This window comes from Methanococcus maripaludis C5, assembly GCF_000016125.1.
Classification (GTDB): Archaea; AGJL01; Methanococci; order Methanococcales; family Methanococcaceae; genus Methanococcus; species Methanococcus maripaludis_D.
The window spans coordinates 563,240-586,712 of the sequence record NC_009135.1 but is presented as its reverse complement, the minus strand read 5'-3'; the positions used below and the strand labels follow the sequence as shown (position 1 = coordinate 586,712).

18 protein-coding genes and 1 pseudogene are annotated in these 23,473 nt (G+C 30.4%); 9 read left to right on the top strand and 10 right to left on the bottom strand.

All coding sequences use genetic code 11. The features are described from left to right. Window positions 1–372: 372 nt before the first annotated feature. The 9 genes from MMARC5_RS03125 to MMARC5_RS03085 all read right to left on the bottom strand — a co-directional run bounded on the left by MMARC5_RS03125 (window position 373) and on the right by MMARC5_RS03085 (window position 12,413). A complete protein-coding gene (locus MMARC5_RS03125) occupies window positions 373–1,386 on the bottom strand; it encodes a hypothetical protein (protein ID WP_052287711.1) in 1,014 nt (337 codons plus the stop codon). 24 nt (window positions 1,387–1,410) lie between these two features. Then, window positions 1,411–2,079 (bottom strand): M48 family metallopeptidase, encoded by a 669-nt coding sequence (locus tag MMARC5_RS03120; RefSeq protein WP_011868383.1) that lies wholly within the window; start codon window positions 2,077–2,079, stop codon window positions 1,411–1,413. Beyond that, entirely contained in the window at window positions 2,076–5,150 is a 3,075-nt protein-coding gene (locus MMARC5_RS03115; protein ID WP_011868382.1) for a type I restriction endonuclease subunit R, read from the bottom strand. Before MMARC5_RS03115 ends, MMARC5_RS03120 begins: the two co-directional genes overlap by 4 nt. A gap of 161 nt (window positions 5,151–5,311) precedes the next feature. Further along, the gene (locus MMARC5_RS09470; protein WP_011868381.1) at window positions 5,312–6,565 is read right to left on the bottom strand and encodes a restriction endonuclease subunit S; all 1,254 of its coding nucleotides are present in this window, start codon (window positions 6,563–6,565) and stop codon (window positions 5,312–5,314) included. Between the two features lie 2 nt (window positions 6,566–6,567). Beyond that, window positions 6,568–8,052 (bottom strand): type I restriction-modification system subunit M, encoded by a 1,485-nt coding sequence (locus MMARC5_RS03105; RefSeq protein ID WP_011868380.1) that lies wholly within the window; start codon window positions 8,050–8,052, stop codon window positions 6,568–6,570. A gap of 15 nt (window positions 8,053–8,067) precedes the next feature. Continuing rightward, window positions 8,068–8,643, bottom strand: a complete 576-nt coding sequence (locus MMARC5_RS03100) for a restriction endonuclease subunit S (RefSeq protein WP_011868379.1) — start codon at window positions 8,641–8,643, stop codon at window positions 8,068–8,070. A 123-nt stretch (window positions 8,644–8,766) separates the two neighbouring features. After that, window positions 8,767–9,291: a TATA-box-binding protein gene (locus MMARC5_RS03095; protein WP_011868378.1), complete on the bottom strand. Its 525-nt coding sequence runs from the start codon at window positions 9,289–9,291 to the stop codon at window positions 8,767–8,769. 29 nt (window positions 9,292–9,320) lie between these two features. Continuing rightward, window positions 9,321–9,761, bottom strand: coding sequence for an EVE domain-containing protein (locus tag MMARC5_RS03090; protein WP_011868377.1), 441 nt, complete (start codon window positions 9,759–9,761; stop codon window positions 9,321–9,323). A 1,689-nt stretch (window positions 9,762–11,450) separates the two neighbouring features. Continuing rightward, window positions 11,451–12,413, bottom strand: a complete 963-nt coding sequence (locus MMARC5_RS03085; RefSeq protein WP_011868376.1) for a calcium/sodium antiporter — start codon at window positions 12,411–12,413, stop codon at window positions 11,451–11,453. Window positions 12,414–13,275: 862 nt separating this feature from the next. On the opposite strand from MMARC5_RS03085, the gene MMARC5_RS03080 reads away from it, so the two are divergent. Next, a complete protein-coding gene (locus MMARC5_RS03080) occupies window positions 13,276–15,060 on the top strand; it encodes a KamA family radical SAM protein (RefSeq protein ID WP_011868375.1) in 1,785 nt (594 codons plus the stop codon). 40 nt (window positions 15,061–15,100) lie between these two features. Here the strand turns inward: MMARC5_RS03080 and MMARC5_RS09965 are convergent. Continuing rightward, window positions 15,101–15,381, bottom strand: a pseudogene (locus tag MMARC5_RS09965) (GNAT family N-acetyltransferase); the annotation flags it as partial. Between the two features lie 968 nt (window positions 15,382–16,349). Here MMARC5_RS09965 and MMARC5_RS03075 point away from each other — a divergent pair. From MMARC5_RS03075 to MMARC5_RS03040, 8 genes are all read left to right on the top strand, one after another. Next, the gene (locus MMARC5_RS03075; RefSeq protein WP_011868374.1) at window positions 16,350–17,207 is read left to right on the top strand and encodes a class I SAM-dependent methyltransferase; all 858 of its coding nucleotides are present in this window, start codon (window positions 16,350–16,352) and stop codon (window positions 17,205–17,207) included. A 227-nt stretch (window positions 17,208–17,434) separates the two neighbouring features. Further along, window positions 17,435–18,214, top strand: a complete 780-nt coding sequence (locus MMARC5_RS03070; protein WP_011868373.1) for an ATP-binding protein — start codon at window positions 17,435–17,437, stop codon at window positions 18,212–18,214. A 283-nt stretch (window positions 18,215–18,497) separates the two neighbouring features. Beyond that, a complete protein-coding gene (locus MMARC5_RS03065) occupies window positions 18,498–19,451 on the top strand; it encodes a nucleoside recognition domain-containing protein (RefSeq protein ID WP_011868372.1) in 954 nt (317 codons plus the stop codon). 98 nt (window positions 19,452–19,549) lie between these two features. Then, complete coding sequence (locus MMARC5_RS03060) at window positions 19,550–20,458, top strand: aminoglycoside phosphotransferase family protein (protein ID WP_011868371.1); 909 nt, start codon at window positions 19,550–19,552, stop codon at window positions 20,456–20,458. Between the two features lie 628 nt (window positions 20,459–21,086). Then, entirely contained in the window at window positions 21,087–21,464 is a 378-nt protein-coding gene (locus tag MMARC5_RS03055; protein ID WP_011868370.1) for a hypothetical protein, read from the top strand. A gap of 679 nt (window positions 21,465–22,143) precedes the next feature. After that, window positions 22,144–22,824 (top strand): hypothetical protein, encoded by a 681-nt coding sequence (locus MMARC5_RS03050; protein ID WP_011868369.1) that lies wholly within the window; start codon window positions 22,144–22,146, stop codon window positions 22,822–22,824. A 123-nt stretch (window positions 22,825–22,947) separates the two neighbouring features. Then, window positions 22,948–23,178, top strand: coding sequence for a hypothetical protein (locus MMARC5_RS03045; RefSeq protein WP_011868368.1), 231 nt, complete (start codon window positions 22,948–22,950; stop codon window positions 23,176–23,178). Then, complete coding sequence (locus MMARC5_RS03040) at window positions 23,168–23,455, top strand: type II toxin-antitoxin system mRNA interferase toxin, RelE/StbE family (RefSeq protein WP_011868367.1); 288 nt, start codon at window positions 23,168–23,170, stop codon at window positions 23,453–23,455. Before MMARC5_RS03045 ends, MMARC5_RS03040 begins: the two co-directional genes overlap by 11 nt. Window positions 23,456–23,473 lie beyond the last annotated feature (18 nt).

Below are 23,473 nucleotides of genomic sequence, written 5' to 3'. Positions count from 1 at the left end.
AATATCTTTAGAATTTTCTTTATTTTTAAGTTGATAAATTTCATTTTTATTTTGCAAGGTTACTTAAAAATTCATTCCTTAACGCCGTAATAATAATATACTGTTTCTAAGTAAAATGCGTAGCCACTTTAGTATTGTATCAGTTTTGTTAAATTATGTAGTTTTCGTTACTATTTTGATGTGATTAGCATATGTTTCAAAATAGGGCGCAATTGACATATGATTTTGATGGGGGAATAAAAATACCTAAAAACTTGTATGTTTTTGCTAGGTATTTTTGTTTGGGGTGCGGGGGTTTAGGGCCGCTATAAAAATTTTGGAAAATTTTTTGTTTTAAATTTTTAAAAAAGAGTTTGTGTTTTTAAAATTTATTTATTTTATAAATCCAGATATTATTCCACCCACTGTTTCGACCGTCTCAGAAACATTTACGTTTTCAACAATTCCTGTTGCATCTTTAACAATTGATTCATTTTTCAAATTTTCATAAGTGTCTTTTGCAGCATCCATATTTACCGAAATGTTTCCATCTTTGAAATTAGATATTATTCCATCAGAATTTGAAGGAATACTTCCTATCTCATCCCTTATTTCCCAGTGCGTGATACTCATTGCAAATTTAAGTACGCCCGAATTAGAAACGAGCTTGTAAAGGCCAGATTTTATAAAAACTGTGCCAACTATTTTATAACTTACCTTGTATGCCATATTTTCCTGAATTAAAATTATACTAACTCCAAAAACAGCTAGTGCAGTATAAAATTTTGCGTAAGAATCCCTGTTTTTATATACTACATTCTCTGCAGAATCGATTAATGAATTGTATTGATCAATCAAGAGTATGGTTGTCAGTACATCGTCCAATTCGTCAGTTTTTGCAGCAGAAGTAAATTTATTTATCTGGAAATCATCTGCATAAGGCATTTCTAGATTAAAATCTTTGTTCAGACCTTCTGCTAAATTTTTGTATTCATGAAGGCACGTGGTAAGATTTGAAACTCTCGAATTATATTCGGTTACTCCTTCGGGTATACTGATATTACATCTTGGGAGTTTTGAAATATTTTTTGCCAATTTAATTGTAAAATTATCAAATTCAGGACTATCCATCCACAAATCCAAACTTTCTGAAAAATTATTCATTTTATTTTTCAAAAGTTCCCGATCTTCTTCAGATATATTTTGAACGTCATACGTATTGGAATCATTTTCATTAGATACGTTTTGAACATTGTTTTCAGATATTGTTTCTAAATTAGATTTTGAATTCTGTTCACTAAGCATTATTGCCACGAAAACGTCATCGTCATCCTTAAAATCAATGCATCCTGAAAAAGATGTAAGCAATAACATACAACTAAAAATAATAGAAAGTATTTTCTTCAAAGTTTTACGCCCCCGTTTTCCCCATTAATTAACTTCATTCAACCGTTCACGCCTAAATTCCCAATCAGGCATTAAATACGTTAAGTAATTATAAAATCCCCTACTGTGATTTGGATGTTTTAAATGAGCAAGTTCATGAAATACGACATACTCGATGCAGTATTTTGGTTTTTCGATCAGTTTTTCATTTAAAATGATCTTGTTCTTTTCAGAATTGCAAGAACCCCACCTTTTCTTCATTTTCCGAACTGCAAATTTTGGGATATTATTCGTAACTTTTGAATAGTTTTCAATAAAAATTTCAAAGAGCTTTTCTTTGGATTTAGTGGTATACCAGTTTTCGATAAGCTGCTTTTTTTTATCTAGGTCTTCCTTATCTGCCACATACAGATGAATATATCCTCGATAGAGGCTTACTCTTTCTTCGGTGGATTTATGCACTTTCAAACGGTAATTTTTTCCAAGGTATTTGAAAGACTCCCCGCTAACGTACCTTTTTTCCGCAGTTACAGTTCCCATTGATTTGAAATGAGTTACTTGTTTTTCAATCCAAGACTCTTTTTTCTTTAAAAATGATTCAATAAATGAATCAGGGGTATTTATTGGAGCTTTCAAAATTACAGAACAGTCAGGATTTACGGATAAATACATATTTTTGATGTCTTTTTTTACTATTTCAACAGATTTTATCATAATTTCCCGTATCTGCTTATTGCCATTGTCATTATTTTTTCAATGATTTTTTCATTATCTACCGAAATATCCATTTCATCTTCTAAATTCCATAAAATATCATCAATTCCCTGTTTGATTGAATTGTGAACATCTTGGCTTTCTACCCAATTAACTTTTAGATTCTTTTTAATTTCACTATCAAATTTCAGTGATAATTCTGCTAAATCGTCTTCAAAGCCGTTTCCAGTATATTCTCCAAAATACTCGTAAATGTTATCAAATATTATTTTTGCATCCTGACTTTCAGAAATTAATGTTGGATAGGTTTTTAGATCCATATTTTTAGATTGCACATCTTTTAGGACATGTTGCATACTTTTCAAATATTCTTCATCTGAAATCCGTTTTTCATGATATTTGTCTAAAACTTCTTTAATTCTATCAGAGAGTGATTGGTAATATACTGGGTTTTCGTCAAAACTATGTTTGATATGCTTTTCAACAGCACTTTTAATGAGATCTGCTTTTGCACGGCCCCCTTCAACCCTTACAATTTCTCGATTGAAGTTTTCGACATCAAAAATATTTACAAGTTCAGTTAAATGTTCAACATCACTTGCACCGATATACGTGTCAAGTAATTTTTGCATATGCTCTTCGTATTTTCCAAAGTCTATTCTTTCATAATATCTTAAAGATACATTTTTTCTAAGTTCTACATAGAATTTTAACGCATTTTTGTATTTTTTCAAATCATCTACGAGATCATATATCTGCTCACTTGAAAGTGCATATCCAAGATGCTTTACGTAGTGTTTTAAATATTTATAAAACTCCTTTCTTAGATCGTTATTTGCTAAAAATACTTCGTATTCTTCCCTATCATTTTTGTTTTTCACGGGTTTAAATAAATCTATCAAATGCGAGTAGTAATTTTTAAAAAGATGGATTTCTTGCTCCGTATTTATCATTGTAGTTCCAAGATCTTCTTCATCGAAGTTTGCAAGTGAAGTGTAGCTTGTAAGTGCCATATCCAGTTTTCCTAAGAGCCCCCTATAATCAATAATAAATCCACAATCTTTTTCATCATAGAGCCTATTTACCCTTGCAATTGCCTGAAGGAGCCTGTGGTCTTTCAATTCCTTGTCCACATAAAGTGTCGTTGTCCGTGGAGAATCAAATCCTGTTAACAATTTATCAACAACAATCAATAGATCGATTTCTCCGGCTTTAAATTCACTTTTAATTCTATCTTCGTAATCTTCTTCGGATCCGTAATTTTTAATTATTTTTCCCCATTCGTTTTGCACGAGTTTTTTATTTTCATCGTCCAATTCTTCGACTCCTTCCTTCAAATCTGGAGGTGAAATTACAAATGCGGTTTTGATATCCCCATAATTCTCAAAAATTTTATGATATCTTACTGCTTCAAATTTTGAATTTGTTGCAAGCATTGCGTTAAATCCTGTTCCAAGTAAATTCTTTTTGAAGTGTTCATTGATATCTATTGCAATTACTTCGAGTCTTCTCTCACTTGATGCAACTTTTTGGAATATTGCCCATTTTTTCTTTAAATCTTCTTTCTGTTCGTCTGAAAGATCTCTTGAAATAAGTTCAAATTTCTTATCGAGCCATTTTTTATCAGTAATTTCCTGTGGAACTTCTCTTCCCTCATACAATAGTGGAACTACCGCCTTGTCAGCTACTGCCTGATCCATTGTGTACTTGTGAATCATATGCCCAAATTTATTGAATGAATTCTTTTCTTTTTTCATTAATGGAGTTCCAGTAAACCCAATATAGCATGCGTGTGGGAATGTCTTTTTCATTTTTGCGTGAAAAGTTCCATACTGAGTTCTGTGGCTCTCATCAACTAATACAAACACATTTGAAGAATCATTTATGATATCATTTCTCATGGCTGACTCAAACTTATTGATAACAGTTGTAATTACCGCATCTTTGTTTTCTTTTAAAAATTTTACAAGATTTTGACCAGTAGTTGCTCTTAACACATCCAATCTTGCATGTAAAAAGGTTTCTTTGATCTGTTTATCAAGATCTACCCTATCAGTTACGACAACAATTTTTGAATTATTAATCTTTCTTTTTAATGCCCTTGTAAGCATTACCATCGTTAGGGATTTTCCTGATCCTTGAGTGTGCCAGATAAGTCCCCCGCTTCTAATTCCATTTGCATCAAAATTATCAATTGATTTTAAAGTTTCTTTTATTGCAAAATACTGCTGATATCTTGCAATTTTTTTGATATTTGCATCAAAAATTGTGTATTCTTTTATAATTTCTAAAAATCTAGCTTTATTAAATAGGGAATAGATGTCCTTATCAAGTTTTGTTGGAATTCTATTCTTTACTATACTGTTTAATAAATCATCTGAAAGGTCTTCTTTCCATACTGACCAGAATTTCTTTTCAGTTCCGGTTGTTGCATAATAAACATTTCCAGGATTTCCTGCAACTGCAATTTGAATGTATCTAAATAAATGGGGGATATAATCTCTGTTTTGATAATTTATAACCTGAGAAATTCCCGTTTCGACCGATACTGACGTCCTTTTAAGTTCGATAATTCCTAAGGGGATACCATTTACAAATAAAATTAAGTCGGGTCTTTTGTTTCTTTCTGTTTGGTTTAAATTTTGTTTTTGAACAGTGTATTCTTCGGTTACGTGAAATACGTTGTTTTCAGGGTTATCAAAATCAATATATTTTATTGAAAAACTTCTCTTGCTGCAATCATCAAGAGTTTCTTCATAAGAATTTCCCAAAATTAATTGGTCATATACGTGTTCATTTGATTTGATTAGACCTTCAGTTAATGGAACATCAAGATCAGCTATTGCATTTTCAATTGATTTTTCTGAAAATTTGTATGTTTTTCCCTTGTAATTGTAAGAATTTAATTTATTAAGCTGTTCTTTTAAAATATCTTTTAAAATTACTTCTTTTAAGTTATTTCTTAGAAGTTTATTTTCGTCTTCTGAAATGAATTCGTATCCTAAATTTTTTAAAAGTTCAATTGAATCTTTTTGGACTTTTATTTCTGTATTTATATATGGATTTGACATTAAATTCCCCTCAAAAATTTGTTAAAAAAAAGTAATTTAAGAAGTTTTTACCCTCACCTTTCCAGTTAAGAGATGCCCAATTGCCTTTTAAATAAACCTTTGGGTTTATAGCTCGCCAACTTACGTTTTCGATGGGCGATTCGAAGAGAGTAAATATTTTATTAAACATTTACCCTCACCTTTCCAGTCAATAAATTTTGCATTAAACCTTTTTTCTGGGTTTTTACAAGTTCCAATTTCTGTTTTAAAAGTTCAATTTCTTTGTCTTGTGTTGATAAAACCCGTACAATCGATTCTTGTTCTTCGATAGAATTTGGAACCATTACCTTTTCTTTGAGATATAATTTCAAATTAAATGTCATTTTTTCAATATGTACTCCATAGCTGGAAATATATGCATAATGATACATTATCGGAGTTTTCGAAAGCCAGTCGAAAAACTTAATGTTAAATTTTTCTGGCGTTTTCGAATTAAATATTGCATAAGAACTTGAAACATACATATCTTCAAATTCTTTTGATACGGCTCCTAATGCGCCATGCAAAACTTGCATTTTTGATATTAAAAAATCATCTTCTTTTATTGGTTGTAATGTTTTAGTAAGTATTTGATGACCATATAATGATTCTCGATAGAAAATTCCGCCGGATCGTCTTTTTAAACTTACCAAATCGTATAGTTTTGAATCGTCCCATTCGATTTTCCGTTTAACTTCATTCAGTAACGATCCAATTTTAACTTCCTTCCATTCATCTTCAAAGCCCGGAAACCTAACATTTCCTGTCAATAAATTTTGCATGAGTCCTTTTTTAATTTCAATTTTTTTAGAAATTAAATTTTCTAAATTTTCAATTGAATTATCCCATGTTGATAAAATTTCAGCGATTTTTTGCTGTTCGGGGAGTGGTGGGAGCGGTATTTGTATCTTGGATAAATCCCTAAAACCAATATTTGGGGGATCCGTACCTGCCATTGCAACATTCATTGAATGTATAAACATAGGCATTTTACAACTATGGTATATATAATCCCCAAAAGTATTTTGTTTGGGATCCAATTTCCCCACTCTTTGATTTAATAAACAAGGTATATCCAAATCGGTAATTTTTGAAATTTTAAGTTTTGAATTTAAAATCGGGCGAGTAAGTGCCATAACTATATCATTTTTAGATAATGCATAATTGGAATATTTTTCCAAATATTCAAAAGGCAAATACGATTCATTTTCCCAGGTAATTTTATCGATGCCCACATTTGCAATTTTTAACCATTTTACCCCTTCTGATTTAGAATCTTCACTCGAAAACGCAAAACCTCCAAATAAATTAACTGATTCTGAAAGTTTAACGGCCTGCCAATCTTCGGGAATTACTCCAATTTTGGTTTCTTTGTATCCTTCTGCTACTTCCTCCATAATTATAACCCCAGTTCATCCAAATATTTGTCCATTTCTTTTTGAATGTCTTTCAATTCGCCTTCAATTTTTGAAATGTCTGTTTTAACCTGATTTAAATCAACAGGCTCTTCCTCTTCAAAGGTATCGACATATCTTGGAATATTTAAATTGTAGTCGTTTTCCCTAATTTCTTCTAAACTTGCAACATGCGAATATTTTTCAATATCCTGCCTATTTTTATAAGTTTCAACAATTTTTTCAATATCCAAATCCCTTAAAACGTTCTGATTCTTTCCGGATTCAAATTCTTTTGATGCATCGATAAATATTACATCGTTTGTAATTTTATTCTTTTTAAAGACCAGAATACATGCTGGAATTCCTGTTCCAAAGAAAAGGTTTTGTGGAAGTCCGATTACTGCATCAAGGTAATTATCATTAATTAACCCTTCACGAATTTTTCCTTCACTTGCACCCCTAAATAGTACCCCGTGAGGTAAAACTACACCAACAGTTCCATTTTCATTTGCTGAATATACCATGTGTTCAACAAATGCATAGTCCCCTTTTGATTTTGGAGGAATTCCGTAACCAAACCGTTTATATGGGTCATTTTCTGCATAATCATCGCCCCATTTATCAAGTGAAAACGGAGGATTTGCAACAACTACGTCAAATTTCATTAAAGAATCGTTTTCTAAATGAAGTGGGTTTCTAATCGTGTCCCCCCATTCAATTTTTGCATCATCAATTTCGTGCAAAAACATGTTCATTCTACAAAGCGCATATGTTTGACCGTTTTTTTCTTGACCATAAATCTGGAAGTTGTTATCTGGAACTTCTTTTGATGCTTTAATTAAAAGAGATCCTGAGCCACACGTTGGGTCGTATATTCTGTTTCCAGATTTTGGACTTACTAATTTTGCAACCAATCTTGAAACTTGGGACGGCGTGAAAAATTCTCCACCTTTTTTACCCGCATCACTTGCAAAGTATGCGATCATGTATTCGTAAGAATCCCCGATAACATCATTTCCAGCAAGTTTTGAAGGTCTTAAATCGAGTTTTGGATCATTGAAGTCATCCAATAAGTGTTTTAAAAGTGCATTTCTTTCCTTTGTTTTTCCAAGCATTGCTTCGCTGTTAAAGTCGATATTTCTAAATACTCCCTCAAGTTTTGCCTTGTTGTCTTCTTCAATCCTTTCGAGTGCAGAATTTATAATTTCCCCTAAATTTTCCGCATTTCTATTTTTATAGATATATTCAAACGTACAGGATTCATCGAGTATGAATTTTTCCCTTGAAAGACTTTTCTGGATTCTATCTTCTTTATCCCCATATTTTTCTTTATATTCTTCCAATTTTTCCTTGTAGTAATCGGAAAGATATTTTACAAACAGCATTGTTAAGATGTAATCTTTATACTGATCTGAATTAATTGTTCCCCTAAATGTGTCGCATGCTTTCCATAATATGGCATTAATCGTAGCTTGATTGGTTTTCATAATTTTTACCCCACGTTAAATAATATTTTCAAGAATTTTTGAATAGTATTTTTCTTTTAAAATTGTAAGTTCTTTCAAAAGTTTTAGCTCTTTTTGTTTAAATTCAGCAATTTTAATTATCTTTTCCTGCTTTTCGATAAGAACTTCTGGAATTTCGAGATTTTCAATTGCTTTTAGCTTGATCATTGAAATCACAGATCCTTCAGTATCTTTTTTAAATTCTTTTTGAGCATTTTTTGAATTTATATAATGTGCAACATATTTTGAAAGAAATTCTTTTGAATATTCTTCATTGATTGATAACTTTGCAAAATATGATGGAATCAATAATCCTTCATTTTCTTTTTCGATGCTGCATGCAAATACTGGTTCCCTGAGTCTTACAATAATGTCATTTTCACTTGTGAGATATTCGTTTGAAATTTCTTCAAGAGTATAAAATTCATCTAAAAATTCCTTATTTAATACTCCGGAATCATCTACTGACTTTAATGTGATCAGAGGGTATTTATTTGCATTTGATCTATCGTCAGACTTCTTCCTTGAAAGTAAAAGTCCTGAACGAATTGATGAAATATCTTTTAATTTCAAAATTATATTCTCCCCCGAATTCGTGTATCATTGTACTGTTAACATGTATTATATTGTGAGTCGGAGGTATATATATCTTTCGATATTTTTCTGTATCATTTTCATGTTTACAAAACTTAATACCTAACTTAAGTTTTCACAGATCCATCTTACGGCATTTTCTAATTCTTCATTTGATTTTACGCCATTTATGACGATTTTACCAGATTTAAATATTAAAAAAGTAGCTTTGGGATCGTTTATTTTTAAAACTACGCCCGGAAATTGTTCTGGTTCATATTCTGCTCCAAAATTTTCAGAAATTTCTTCGAGATCGAATTTTTTATTAAAAGATATATTCGCAACAATATTGTAAATTTTAACTTCTGGTCTTTTATCAGTAAAACCCAATTCATTTAATTTATCCACAATTTCCAAAACTGCGGATTTAGCTTCTTCGATCGATTTGGAACCTGCGGTATTTAATTTTCCAGATTTAAATATTGTAACAAGTCTTTTAATTCCGGGAGTTCGTATATAAATACAGTGATACCTTTCAGGATCATACTCAGAATTTTCGATCAAAGGATAAATTTTTTCCAAATTCATTGGAGTTTTAAGATCACATGACCCCACAACATTTACAATATTAATTTCTGGAAGTTCCATTGTTTTACCTTAAATTTTAAATATATATTTTAATTCCCAATAATTCTTTTATAATCTCCTTCATTAATTTGAGCCATTGCTCTTCTTAAAGAACCAGACCACTGTTTTTTATTTTTAATAAATTCCATTTCAGGAACTAATTCTTTAAACAAAATCGGTTTTTCGAATATTTTAACTTCATTTAATTTAACTCTTAATGGATAGACTTCTTTTGGGTTGTTTGGGTGAGCTTCAAAGATTTTTTTAGTATCTTCTTTAAGTTCAGACGTTACTTCATAAACTGCCCTTATATATTGAGGTTTTGCTTCAGATGTTTTAGTTTTTGATTTTCCCATTTCGTAAATTATTAAATGATCACCTGGGGAAACCTTTGAAATTGAATTTTTATAATTTTTAGAAACTCCCCAGATTTTTTTATCCAAGATAACTTTCGCATTTTCTTCAGTTGTAATACATAAAAAATAGTTCATTTGAAAACACCCCCGTTTGAAAATTAAAACACTTTTGATACAATATTTTGTAAATTTTGGTATAATACGGTTATGTTTTGAAAATTATTTTAAATAAAATAATACCGATTTTTATACCTGAATTTGGGTAAAAACTCAAATTATCTTTAATCTTCTTTCAAATATTCAATCAACTTAACATTTTTAAGTTCTTTTTTCTAAAAAGTTAATTTTTAATGGCTGATCTGACAAAATGGGAAAATTGTTAGATTTTATTCATTATCTAATATGGTAATCAAGATCCTGTCTTTTCTAATCTCCTTGTTCAATAGATAGTAAGATCCATTTGAAGTATCATCATAATAAGCCATATTTTAAAAGCATCACCCCATGGGAAGGCCACCAATTGTAGATCCTGTATAAACCATACCTGCGAAAAAAACATCACCACAAACATAATTAAGTGCAAAATTTAGATTGTTTTTGTCCCTCGTTACTGTTATATCTGCATCAATTGTTTTAGATTCTTTCCAACCCTGCAATTTCATTTTCGAGTTCAGAACGTTTTATTTTTTTTGGTTACTTCCACAATACTCCTCATTTAATTTTAAATAGTTATTCAATATATGGCAAACAATATGTGATATTTGTGTTTTTGTTATAGGCATTCCAAAATAACAATATATCTTCACAAAAACAAAGAATCTTTAAAAAGAGAGTATTTGAGAGTTATGGGAAGATAAGACCTTAATTTACTATTTTTATTTTTTAAATCTTTTTATTTGATATTTATCGATTTAGATTCATATCTTACGTTTTTAAAAGCCGATTACATAATTTAATTAATAATTTAAATCATTTTTAGGAAGTTCAATGGCCAAATATCAATACAAAATATACAATATTTTTAATATGGAATCGAAAGGGTTCAGTTGATTAATATATTGATCGATTAGTATAAATGATCTAATTTGAAAAGAGAATTTATGTATATGTTTATCTAAGTAAAAATTCTTACGAGTGGGATCGGGGAGAAATGAATCCCCCAAATATTAAAAATCGTGTTGAAAATATTTAATTTCCCCAAATTAAATAAAATCCCCATATTCATAATCCAACTTTTTTAAATCCTATAAACTATCCCCTATTTCAAAATGTCTGTTCAGGATTAATGGGGGAAAATTCCCCTTATAAATTATATTGTTGGCACCCATTAATATTTTTTCCATTAGATTTTCTGATTTAAATTGATCTAAAATCTAATAATTAAGACATATATAGGGTAACAAAAAAGACTTTTTTAGAGGAGTTTTATCTGAAATCTGGTAACATATATCCAATTTTAAAAGTGTTAATATGACCTCTGCCTTTAATTTGCAGGAAAATCAAGATGTGCAGAAAAAACATCAGCAAAAAAGATAATTTGTGTTAAAATTTAATAATTTTTATTTATTCTATTTTTTAACAATTGTATTTTATAATTAAAAATAGCGTTAAAAAGGTTAAAATAGATATGGAACAATTCAACAATACCTGAAATTGAACTGTTCTAAAAAGTGTATGAAACCGTTTAACGACCCTGACACTCCCCATTTCCCAAGATCTTTCCCACCTCGGGCATTATAATTTTTGAAAATAGCGTTATTTAAACTTTAGGGTACTCAAAACAATATGTTGGGTTAAAAATGGAAAAAAGAAATTCATACATTATTAAAATATATATCCCAAAAGATAAGCCAAAAATATCAAATAAATCAAGATGTAAGAAATACCATCGATTCTATCTATTTTTGAGAAGTAATCTGTTCTAAAGTTCTTAAAGTTCAACATTTTCTTTATTTTTTCCCGATTCATTGTAAAAATTATTAAAAGTGCCATTATTGTATTTACCATCAATTCTACGTTGTATTTTGGGATATCTACAATCATTGCGGAAAATGAAAGAGCTACGCAGGTATTTGCAATATTACTCCCAATTACATTTCCAAGAACAATGCTTCCAAGTTTTCGTTTTGCAGCAGCAACTGAAGACGCAAGTTCTGGTAACGAAGTTCCAAATGCAACAAGTGAGAATCCAATAATACTTTCAGGAACGTTAAAATATTCTGCGATCCCTTTTGCGCCTCCTATAAATAAATCACTCCCTAAAATCACAGCCAGTAAGCCAACTACAATAAATATCGAAGCCTTTTTAACAGTAATATCTGAAATGATTTCTTCTTCATCGGATTCACTTGTTTTGATCGTATATATTACATAAATAATCATAAAAAGAAATAATATCAATCCGTCAAACCTTGAAAAACCATTGTATCCTAAAATAACCAGCAATATTGTTGCAATAAGATAAATATTTCCATTTTTAATAATTGCCCGTTTTTTAATAATTAATGGATACATCAGTACACTAATTCCCAAAATAATTCCGATATTTGCAATGCAGCTTCCAATAGCATTTCCAACAGCAAGCCCTGGAGATCCAGAAAGTGCAGCACCGCTACTTGTTACAATTTCTGGAAGAGAAGTTCCAAATGCGACAATCGTTGCACCGATTACAAAATTTGAAACATTGAAGTGTTTTGCAACCCGAGTACTTCCTTCAATAAACCAGTCACTCCCGTATGCAAGTAAAATTCCCCCGAATATCATGTACAATAACAAGTACCCTAACATAATCCCCCATTTTACAAATTACATGCTTTAATAAAATTTTTGATTTAGCATTATATAACTTAAACCAAATGATTCAGTTAACTTTTAAAATGGTCCATATATTCCCAAATGAAGGTTAAAATCTGAAAAATTTTTCAAAAAATTTATAAATTAACCCATCCGGACAATATTTAATAATTTTAAAATATTCTTTTTATAATTCTATAAAGACAGTTTTATTATTGGAAATTATTTTTTTTATTTTTGGAGGGGGTTTGAAAGATGGCACTTATTGAACCTTATTTTGATACAACTCTTACTTTGAGCACTGTACAGCTTTTAAAGGCTTTTGAAACGTGGACTTTCGATTAAAGTAACCTGCCATATTGGAAATTCTTTTCACGTTCAAAAGTTAAAGATCTTGTAATCCTGAGAAAATCTTCCGATACTGGATGGATTTTGAGAAAAATTCAGTGGATATTGGAAAGGTAATTTTGCAGATTTAAACTATTTTAACGTGATTACCTTTTTTTAGAAAATATATATGTTTGGGCAATATTATGGCACATGTTTTGTATAAGGATGTGGATTTGATAATTGATAGTGAGAAGTATAAGAAAAATATAGAGGACCTAACTGAAAATTAATTTAAGCCGTATTTTCAAAAAAAATGAAAAATATCATGATTTAGAAGTTAAAACAATTGAAAAACTTGAAGAAAAGAAAAAGGGGTAAGAAAAAAAGTTATAATTTAACAATAAATACTTTATAATACTTTTAATAAATGTTAGGATTGGGGACTTTTTAACTCGAAATATATTCTATTTTTGACAAAATCTTTTAAAGAACGATACTCCATTTTTAAATATTAGAGGAGATAACTATGCAAAACGACCATTTTAATTCAAAAATGGAGCATTTATTTAAAATAGATCCGAATTTTCACGATATTTTGAGAAAAAGCAAGGATGTCGACGATTTAAGACATAATTTATATGAATACTTAAATTCTATTGAAAAAATGCTTTATTTTGAAAATACTGTTTTTCCAAAACTCGAAATAATCAACATGAAGGAATGCATTAAAACTTTTAAAAATGTCCTGTCACCAAAAAATGAAAAATTGGCGGGATTTTCTGCAATAACTGCTCTTTGGAAACTTTATCGGGGGGAAACTTCCGGAATTTCATTAGGATTTTTAAACGAATTCATCTACCTTTTAAAAGGAATAAATGGAAAATCTGGGATATATATGGAAAAATTTCCCGAGTTTTTTAAATTTAGTGGTAGAAATTCAGCGGTTCTTCGATCAAAAGATCTTGATAAACTATCTAACGAGGTTGAATATTATATCGGGCGCTACCCCTCAGGACTCTCCAAAAAAGTTTCTGAAAAAAGAAAAGAAAATAAAAAAAGGATTCTAAATTATTTTGGAGCGAATGAAGAAAACTGGAACGACTGGAACTGGCAGCTTGAAAATGTTGTTATAAATTCGAAAACTTTAGAAAATTTAGTGGCTCTTTCAGTTTCTGAAAAAAATGCGATTGAAAAAGCTCGTCAAAATAATATTCCTTTTGGTATAACGCCGTATTATGTTTCTTTAATGGATAACACGACTGACAGGAAATATGATCACGCAGTAAGGGCGCAGGTGATTCCACCTCTAAATTATGTCGAAAAAACAGCTGAAGCTAGAAATTCCGGAGAAAGTCTCGATTTTATGGGTGAAACGGATACATCGCCAGTTGACCTTGTAACAAGACGATATCCAATGATTGCGATAATGAAACCATATGAAACATGTGCCCAAATATGTGTTTATTGTCAAAGAAATTGGCAAATTAAAGACGTATTTTCAAAAAATGCACTGGCAAAAAAAGAATCTGTTGAAAATGCAATCGAATGGTTTAGAAATAATGAATCCATTAAAGAAGTACTTTTAACAGGGGGTGACCCCGGAATATTAAGTGAAGAATACTTAGCATACCTTTTATCCGAATTTTCGGAAATTAAACATTTAGAGCGAATAAGAATTGGAACAAGAACGCCTGTGGTTCTCCCTCAAAGAATAACTGATGAATTTACAGAAGTACTTGGACATTACAATGAACCAGGTATTCGTGAAGTTGCAGTATCTACTCACATAGAACACGTCTATGAAGTTACAAAAGACTTAAAAGATGCCGTATCAAAATTAAAAAATAATGGAATATATGTATATAATCAGCAAGTATTTACTGTCGAAAACAGCAGACGATTTGAAACTTCAGCTCTTAGAAAAGCCTTAAAACTTGTCGGAATTGAACCTTACTACTTGTTTAATACAAAAGGAAAGGAAGAAACCGTAAATTATAGAGTTCCAATAGCAAGAGCACTTCAAGAGAGAAAGGAAGAAGCAAGGTTACTTCCAGGATACTGTAGAACCGATAGCACAGTTTTCAATGTACCTAAACTCGGTAAAAATAATTTGAATTTTTATCAGGATCATGATTTAATAATGATTTTAAAAGATGGGAGTAGAGTTTACGAGTTTCACCCATGGGAGAAAAATATAGCGCTTACTAAAACTTATATCTATAAAGATGTTCCTATTCAAAATTATCTCAATGAATTAAAAAGACGGGGTGAAAAAATAGAAGATTACCAGTCTATATGGTATTATTTTTAAATTTTTCAAATCCTTTTTTTTATTAAAAATAAGTTGTAAATTACTCTTCTACGACCTTATACCATAAATTCATGTCTTCAAACTTTCCACAGATGTTTGTATTATTTACCGCAGTTCCGCCGTAGATATAGCCCATTTTTTTAAATGTAATATTCATTCCGTAAGATAAACTCCGTGAAATTGTGTAAAACACCCTAAATCAGTATATTTCATTATTTTTTCCATTAAATACAATAAATACTCTGAAAGCCCCTGTTTTCGATACTCTGGAAGAACTGCAAAATCAGTCATTTCCACACATTTATTTTTAAGATCCATTTCAAATAATGTATAATGGCAAGAATCGCCATACCCTGAATTGAATGGTGCCCAAAGGGACACTAAAATACAAGGTTTCAGAATTGGAGTTTTCTAGATTCATATCCCATATCCAGTCTAGAAAAATCTTGTTTTGGGGCAGATCATAACGCTTTTTTAAATCAGTTAATCCATATTCACGAAACAAAATCAACTTTTTATATTCGTAATTTCAGAGTTAATTTTGGCGAGAAATCGCTAGGTTTTCAAAACTCAGCCTACTTTTGAAAACTCAATTGGCATGAAATTAATATGGTAAATTACCAGAATTTGAAGCAATTTTTTAATAAATTATCCATCTGAACCAAATATTTTTTTAAATCAATTTTAACAGGTTTTTATCGTTTATTTTGCCGTAATCGTTAAATACTGCGAATTTTAGAAATTATATTACCCGAAACTTAATTTTTCGGGGGGCTGACATAGAAATTTCTATAACTGTGGAACACCTTTTGGAATAGAAATATACTTTCTTGACCTAATTTCACGCACCGATACTGGAACCTTTTTACATTCGGGGGGAGTGTATGGGTTTTCAAAAGTCTTTTTTTACTTTTTTAAAATTTATCCATTTGGTAATTAACTATCAATTCATTACATTTTGATATATTATATAAATCAAAGATTTATTAACACAAAAAACTCTGTTTTTTAGTGTATTGATATTTAAAATCTAGATCAAACTCTTAAATTTTACCCGGCAGGGCGATTAAAACTAATAAACGTAATTTAGGCTAGATTTTAGAACTTGCAGGATAATGATAATGTTTCAAAACAAATTAATGGATCAAACTTAATCGGTATTATTAAATATTCTTTTTTTAATAACTAAGATATTGATTTTTGATTTTTGGACTAATTTTTGCATTATTTATCGCAATATCTGAAATGAGAAAAAATAATGTCTTATAAACTAAGTAACGGTGAATCAAATGGAAAATATCGGAAAAGTTCATAACCATACCACAGAAGATAACCTAAAAATGCCGCATTTATGGAGACAGGCAATAAGCGGTATTGAAATTACGGGTGCAGAAGACGAAATTTTTACCGATAAATACTCACATTATATGGTAATACATGACCCTCTGAAAACAAAGTTTCATAAAAACATAGAAGAACTAAATAAAAGGTTTTGTAATAGTCTTGGAGTTTCAGTTGTAAGCTACATTCAAAAAGAAGGAGATATGCATTATGTAAGGGGGTTAATGGCTGAAAATGGTGCCCGCATCTATAGTATTTTACCATATACTTCTTTTGATCAAATTAAAGAAGCAAAGTTTCCACAAACTTCTATGGAACCCCGGAAAATGGAAGCATTCAACAGTCTTCTTCCATCACTGAACGGAAAGAATATACTTGACGTAGGCTGTGGTATTGGATCTCTTGCAATAAATATGGCTAAAGCAAAGCCAGAATCTATAATATATGGGGTAGACATCATTGATGGTTCAATAGAACAGTGCAAATTAAATGCAAAAATTGAAGGCGTAACCAATACACATTTTGCTGTAGCCAGCGCCTATGAATTACCTTTTGAAGATGAATACTTCGATACAGTTACCTGTTTTTTTATGTTGCATCATCTTGATGACGTAGCAAAAGCATTGCAAGATATTAAACGGGTTTTAAAACCATCCGGTGAAGTATTTGCAGTGGAGCCAATTGATCATTTTCATGGTGTGCAAAGGGGTCCAGAAGACTGGAAAGCACTGTTTTTGGAAGCAGGTTATAGTGTAGAAGCATGGGAGAAAAACAATGTCTCATACATCCATGCAGTTTTGAAATAAAAAAGATAAGTATTTTTTATGAAATCACTGGAATATGGCAAATGCTGCTGTTTTTGGTAAGATGAATCGTTTGATAACCTAAACCAACTGTATAATGAGTATGTTCATATTACTTAAATATATTTTTATAAGTATTAAATAATACTTTATATTAAATATGTATGATTTATATAGTTGTTTATACTAAGCATTAACCAGCAGTATTCGTAAATTTGGAGGTTAAAATTATGCCTAAAATGGTTATTTGCGGCCGTGGCGGTTGCGGAAAAAGTACTTTGATTACATTAATGGCTCAAAAGATTGAAGAACAGGGAAAAAAGGTTTTAATTGTAGATTCTGATGAATCCAACTTAGGTCTTAGCACAATGGTTGGAACAGGGCCTGCAGAAAAAACACTCATGAACTATATGGGCGGTAGGCCAGTAGTAGGGGCGAAACTAAGGGCCAGAATCAAAAACGAAGGGGATGAAAAAGTACCCCTATTTGAGAAAAGTAAGTTGGATGAACTTTCATCCGAATTTGTATCTTGGACTGGAAACAAAGGTTTCATGCAGATTGGAAAGATAGAACATAGTCATGAAGGCTGTGCATGCCCAATGGGAGTAATTGCAAGAGACTTTTTAACCAATCTCACTGTAAACGATAATGAATGGGTTTTGGTTGACACTGAAGCTGGGGTTGAACACTTTGGTCGTGGAATAGTTGGGGGAGTAGATTCCGTAGTCATGGTGGTTGATCCATCTAATGATGCCGTTTTATTAAGTGAAAAGATATCTGGATTATCCAAAGAAGCAGGCAAACCATTTGGAGTTATTCTAAATAGGGTTGATGATGAAACAAAAACAATCCTTGAAGATGCCCTATCAAAGAAAAACATTCCTATCTTGGGTGTTATTCCTTACTCAATAACAATGGCGCGTGAAAATCTTAAAGGAAACAGGCTTGATAACATCATGATTGAGGGAGATGTTGGGGAAATGCTAAAAAAAGTAGAATCCCAGCAATAAATAAAAAATTGATTTTTCTTTTTTCGAATTTAAACTGTTTTAAAATTTAAAAATATAAAAAAGTTTAGAATTATCTTTTTTTATGTATCATTTTTCAACTTTTTAAAATCCCTATTTGATAAGGATTTTTACTAATTTAATCAAAATATCTTTATTTAAGCCATTCTTGAACACTTATAAACTTTAATTTAATTATACGGCGTAATATCTGGATTTATTTCCAAAAGGCTTTAAATAATGAGATATTAATTTTTTATTAGTTTGTATTAAGAATGGTGACTCGATGAATATTTTTGATTTTTCAGTGTTTAGTATTTCTTTAGTAAGTTCTGCAACATACACCCTAGAAATGGCATCAGTTGTTCTTTTGACAATGTTTGTCATGAATTGCCTGATAAATATGGGTGTAATGAAAAAAGTAAGTGATTTTTTGTATCCGTTTACTAAACACTTAAAAATGAATCAACTTTCCATGTATTCCATACTTTCATGCTTTTTCAGTCCAACTGTTGGGTATTCCATACTTGCTGAAGGATATAAAGACCAAAAAGTTACTGAAAAAGAGATTATTGGATGTTCCCTTGCAAACTCTTTTCCAACGATATTTTCCCACACATTTACATTTTTTATACCTGTTGCAATACCTCTTCTTGGAATGACGGGAGTATTTTATATTTTAATTCGATCAGGTGTTGCACTGGTAAAAACGATTATTGGACTTTTTTATCTTGCAATAGTTTCAAAAGATATTGATTTTGAACCAAAAATCGAAGAAAAAAAGAATACTAAAAACATATTTAATAAATCTCTTAACAGTACTTTGAAAATTTCAAGGCGGATTATTCCAATAATGTTTATAACTACATTTATTGTTCTGTATTTCTCGAATTCAGGTGTTTTTGAATATGTAATAGTGATTATAACTCCTTTTACTGGCTTTTTAGATCTTGATCCGAGTGTTGGAATTTTGGTAATCGCAGATTTAATCAATATTCAAACTGCAATGGTGATGGGAAGCGGACTTTTGGAAAATGGTGTTTTAAATTCAAAAGAAGTAATAATCGGATTGATATTTGCAAATATCCTATCTATCTCAACAAGATACACAAAACATTCAATTCCCCTGCATGTTTCATTGTTCGGGTCGAAATTGGGAACAAAAATAGTCATGATTAATGCATTTATTACGTTACTTATAGATATTTTTATAATCGGTGTATTGATAGTGTTTAGTTAAAAAAGTGTATTTTGGATTTAATTTACTTTAATTTTTTAGAAATTTAAAAATATTTAATTATAAATTTGATATAAACTCCAGACACAAAAAGTGATAATATGTTTAAAGGGATTAATGGAAGCGAATCATGGGATATCATTGAAGAAGTGGATAAAGGGTGGTCGGAAGATAAAAAATACCATATTATCACGAAAAATGGGAAACAACTCCTGCTTAGAATATCGGATATTAAATTCTACGAAAGAAAACAAAAAGAGTACAATATATTATGTGAACTCAGCAAAATGGACTTTGAAATGTCAAAACCAGTTGATTTTGGAATTTGTGAATCTGGCGTATACATGCTGCTCACATGGGTTGAAGGCGAAGACTTAGAAACAGCCATTCTAAAAAAGAATACGATGGAACAGTACAACCTTGGAATAAAATCTGGAAAAATACTTAAAAAAATCCATTCGGTAAATATCCCCTCAAACATGGACCCCTGGGAAAACAGGTTTAATAAAAAGATAGATCTAAAAATTAAAGCATATTTAGAATGCCCATTAAAATATGAAAATGGCGAGTTATTTATTGAACACATAACTCGTAATAGGCATTTATTAAATGATATTGGATCAACACTGCAACATGGGGATTACCATATTGGAAATATGATTTTAACATATAGCGGTGATGTTGCAATAATTGATTTTAATCGTTATGATTTCGGAGACCCATTTGAAGAATTTAACCGAATTATATGGGATGTAGAGGTAAGTAAAGCATTTGCAGTTGGTAAAATAGATGGTTACTTTAATGGAAATATTCCTGAAAAGTTTTTCCAGTTACTCGCCCTCTACATATCCGTTAATACAATCTCGTCACTGCCTTGGGCAATTCCTTTTGGCGATGAACAGATTAATATCATGAAAGAACAGGCTTCAAAAGCGCTTATTGATTACGATTATTTCAATACGGTAATTCCGAAATGGTATATTGATGCAAAATGCATGATTGATGAATAATTTTCTCGAAAAAACATAATTTAAAACACACGGCACCACAACCAAACATCACGGGACACCGTCCCGTATACAATATACTCAAAAATAACATTTCAAAATTTCCAATTTTCAAAGGTATAAGGACTAACCTTAATGACCGGACCGTTTACCGTGTCATTCTCTTGCAAAATTTTCAACTAAGTTTAACAAAATGACCATATTCTTCCCTAAATTGAAAATGGAAAAAGATATGCTAATTTTTTTTAAATCGGGACTTGAAATCCGGTTCTCCACTGGGGAGCGGGGGTTCAAATCCCTCCCTCTGCGCTTTCTTTTTAAAACGATTTCCGTTGGAATTTTTAAAGACCGATTGTACTTTTTAGGGTTTTAGCTTTTTTCAAGGAGGTTAACACCATTAGGACCATAAAAGTTATTCCAGAGACTACCGGATTAAAATTTTAGTGTTATTAAACTCGCCGTTTTGGGCTTCTTTTTTCTGAAAGTTTCCGGAGTAAGTGGACGGTATCTTTATACTATTAAACCGCTATTTTATTGTTTAATTGCCGTAATATTCAGCATATACTTATATTTCAAACAAAAAACCTTTCATGTAGTATATTACTATCAATAACTACGTGAGGGGTTTTAGATGATTAGAATATGTCCAAAGTGTTTGAAGGCTGTAGTCCATTATGAAAAAGAATATTTGACTGGAAAGGTCAGGCCAGTTTTTGTTGATACTGAAAACAAATGTTGTGGATATCTGCAGACTGAATCAGTATTTAATAATGCAAAATGTTCGAAGTTACAGATCTTGAAAACTGAAGCTGGAAAAATATCAAAACAGCTGAACTTATCTGAAGATGTGAAATATGAATTCTTTGAAAACTTGAAACGCTTTAAAAGAACTCGTAATGAGTGGAAGGATTATCGAGTGCTTGAAGAAGCATTAAACTATACCCTATCGACATTAAACATAAGGCTTCAGAACGAACAAGCTATTCTTAAAAAGAAAGTTAAAATATAATTATATTACTTTTCTACCCTTGAAGATACCCTGGTTTCAAAGGATCTTTCAAAAAAATTTGAAAAATTTTTCAATTTAATTTATGTATCGTATCAGATTTTTAATCTATTTTTTTACTCCCTGGAAGAGTGGTTTTCATGAATATGGAATCATGACCTCAGTATCAGAATCCCTGGTTTTTTGAGGATCAAAACTAAAGAAACTTAAAAATAATTATATCATCTGGAGCTCCTGAAGGATTTTGAACTAGAAATTTTTCAATTTAATTTATGACTGGTACCCATTTTTTTAGTTTTTTTTATCTCCCAGAACCTAATATGCCCTATTATTGGCTATTTTCCCTTTTCTTAGTTAAAAAGAATTTATCAGTATAAAAAATAATTATTAGTTGATTATTCCCAAATATCTATTTTTTAAATTTTTTTCATTTTTCAATTTAATTTAACATCTAGTATTCAAACCCGTGATTTTGGCAATTTGGGTCAAAGGCCATATTTGATTACGAATAATTAACCGGATATCTGCCAATATCTCTGAAATACCCCTTATTTTCTTAATAATTACATTATAATTCAAATTAACCTTTTATACGTGGTTTAATAGATAATATACTAGGTAATTAAAGATAAAATTATATTATAATTATTTTTAAACAGGGAATAATAAATTTAATTTTAGGGTGAGGATTATTTTAGATAAAATACGTAAAACAATTGAAAATAATAATGAAAATGGGAGAAATATACTAGATAATGATAAAATAACGTTAGAGTTAGGCAAACTTGATAATAAAGTTAATGGAATTAGTAAAGAATTAAAAGAGCATTCTAAGTACTTTAAGGATTTAGATGAAGGGCTCCCAGAATACTTCGAAGATATCAAAAACAATACAAAAAAGATCCAAGAATTGGGAAATACATTAGATAAAATATTGAAATATATTGAACAGGAACAGAAAGTCAAAGAACAACAGGATTTGAAAATCAAAGAATTAGAAGACCGGATTAAAGATTTAGAACATGTTAATAAGAACTGGACCGTTGTTAAAACCTGGATGGATAATAGAAAAAATAACGAAAAAATAAGTTCTGAAAAAATTAAAGTAATGGAAAGTAAATTTAACGGAATTGAGAAGTACATTAATACTGAACGGTATAAAAAAACAATTAAACGAGAAACTGATAATGAACAGGTATTATCTATCTTAAAGAATGGCCGTTCACAACCAAAAGACCTTGTAAAGAATTTTAAAGGCGGTACAAAAGCATTATATGATACTTTAAAACGTCTGGAAAAAACTAGTGTAATCATTAGGAAAAAGGACGGAAAACAGGTATTTTATGAATTAAAACAGAAATAACTAATTTTTAATCTATTTACCATATCAGATTTAATCTATTTTTTTACCCCATACTTTTCGCTCAACTAGCGGAAAATTATATAACATTATTTAACATTATATAATATTAAATAAGGTGAAAGCATGGCTGTAAAATCATTCAATGTAGATGAAGAAGTATATTCAAAATTTTCAAAACACTGCAAAGATCGTGGAATGAGCATGAGTAAACAGATTGAGTTTTTCATGCGTTCGATTATCGAAGAAGAACCCGAACTAAGACAGGAATATATCGAAAAGATCGAAAGAATCTGCAAAGGCAAATTTAGAAAGGTAAACAACTTTTCAGAGGAGTTTGGGTTAAATGACTTATAATATTGAGATTTCAGAAGACGCTTATAAGGCATTTAAAAAACTTCAGAAGAAAAATAAAAAACAGCTTGAAATCATAAATAAAAAGATTAAAGAAATAATGGAAAATCCTGACCATTATAAACCACTTAGAAACGATATGAAAGGAATTCGAAGAGTACATATCGATAAATCGTTTGTTTTAACTTACAAAATCGATGGAAATACGATAATAATTCTTGATTTCGATCATCACGACAAAATATATCTAATAAATCTGATTTTGGAAAGTTTTGAATGAGTTTTAAAAATAAATTTT

Bases quoted from the DNA above. Each gene is read 5' to 3' on its own strand.
- MMARC5_RS03120 (WP_011868383.1), bottom strand. From the start codon at position 2,079: ATGATAAAATCTGTTGAAATAGTAAAAAAAGACATCAAAAATATGTAT.
- MMARC5_RS03115 (WP_011868382.1), bottom strand. From the start codon at position 5,150: ATGTCAAATCCATATATAAATACAGAAATAAAAGTCCAAAAAGATTCA.
- MMARC5_RS09470 (WP_011868381.1), bottom strand. From the start codon at position 6,565: ATGGAGGAAGTAGCAGAAGGATACAAAGAAACCAAAATTGGAGTAATT.
- MMARC5_RS03105 (WP_011868380.1), bottom strand. From the start codon at position 8,052: ATGAAAACCAATCAAGCTACGATTAATGCCATATTATGGAAAGCATGC.
- MMARC5_RS03095 (WP_011868378.1), bottom strand. From the start codon at position 9,291: ATGGAACTTCCAGAAATTAATATTGTAAATGTTGTGGGGTCATGTGAT.
- MMARC5_RS03090 (WP_011868377.1), bottom strand. From the start codon at position 9,761: ATGAACTATTTTTTATGTATTACAACTGAAGAAAATGCGAAAGTTATC.
- MMARC5_RS03085 (WP_011868376.1), bottom strand. From the start codon at position 12,413: ATGTTAGGGTACTTGTTATTGTACATGATATTCGGGGGAATTTTACTT.
- MMARC5_RS03080 (WP_011868375.1), top strand. From the start codon at position 13,276: ATGCAAAACGACCATTTTAATTCAAAAATGGAGCATTTATTTAAAATA.
- MMARC5_RS03075 (WP_011868374.1), top strand. From the start codon at position 16,350: ATGGAAAATATCGGAAAAGTTCATAACCATACCACAGAAGATAACCTA.
- MMARC5_RS03070 (WP_011868373.1), top strand. From the start codon at position 17,435: ATGCCTAAAATGGTTATTTGCGGCCGTGGCGGTTGCGGAAAAAGTACT.
- MMARC5_RS03065 (WP_011868372.1), top strand. From the start codon at position 18,498: ATGAATATTTTTGATTTTTCAGTGTTTAGTATTTCTTTAGTAAGTTCT.
- MMARC5_RS03060 (WP_011868371.1), top strand. From the start codon at position 19,550: ATGTTTAAAGGGATTAATGGAAGCGAATCATGGGATATCATTGAAGAA.
- MMARC5_RS03055 (WP_011868370.1), top strand. From the start codon at position 21,087: ATGATTAGAATATGTCCAAAGTGTTTGAAGGCTGTAGTCCATTATGAA.
- MMARC5_RS03045 (WP_011868368.1), top strand. From the start codon at position 22,948: ATGGCTGTAAAATCATTCAATGTAGATGAAGAAGTATATTCAAAATTT.
- MMARC5_RS03040 (WP_011868367.1), top strand. From the start codon at position 23,168: ATGACTTATAATATTGAGATTTCAGAAGACGCTTATAAGGCATTTAAA.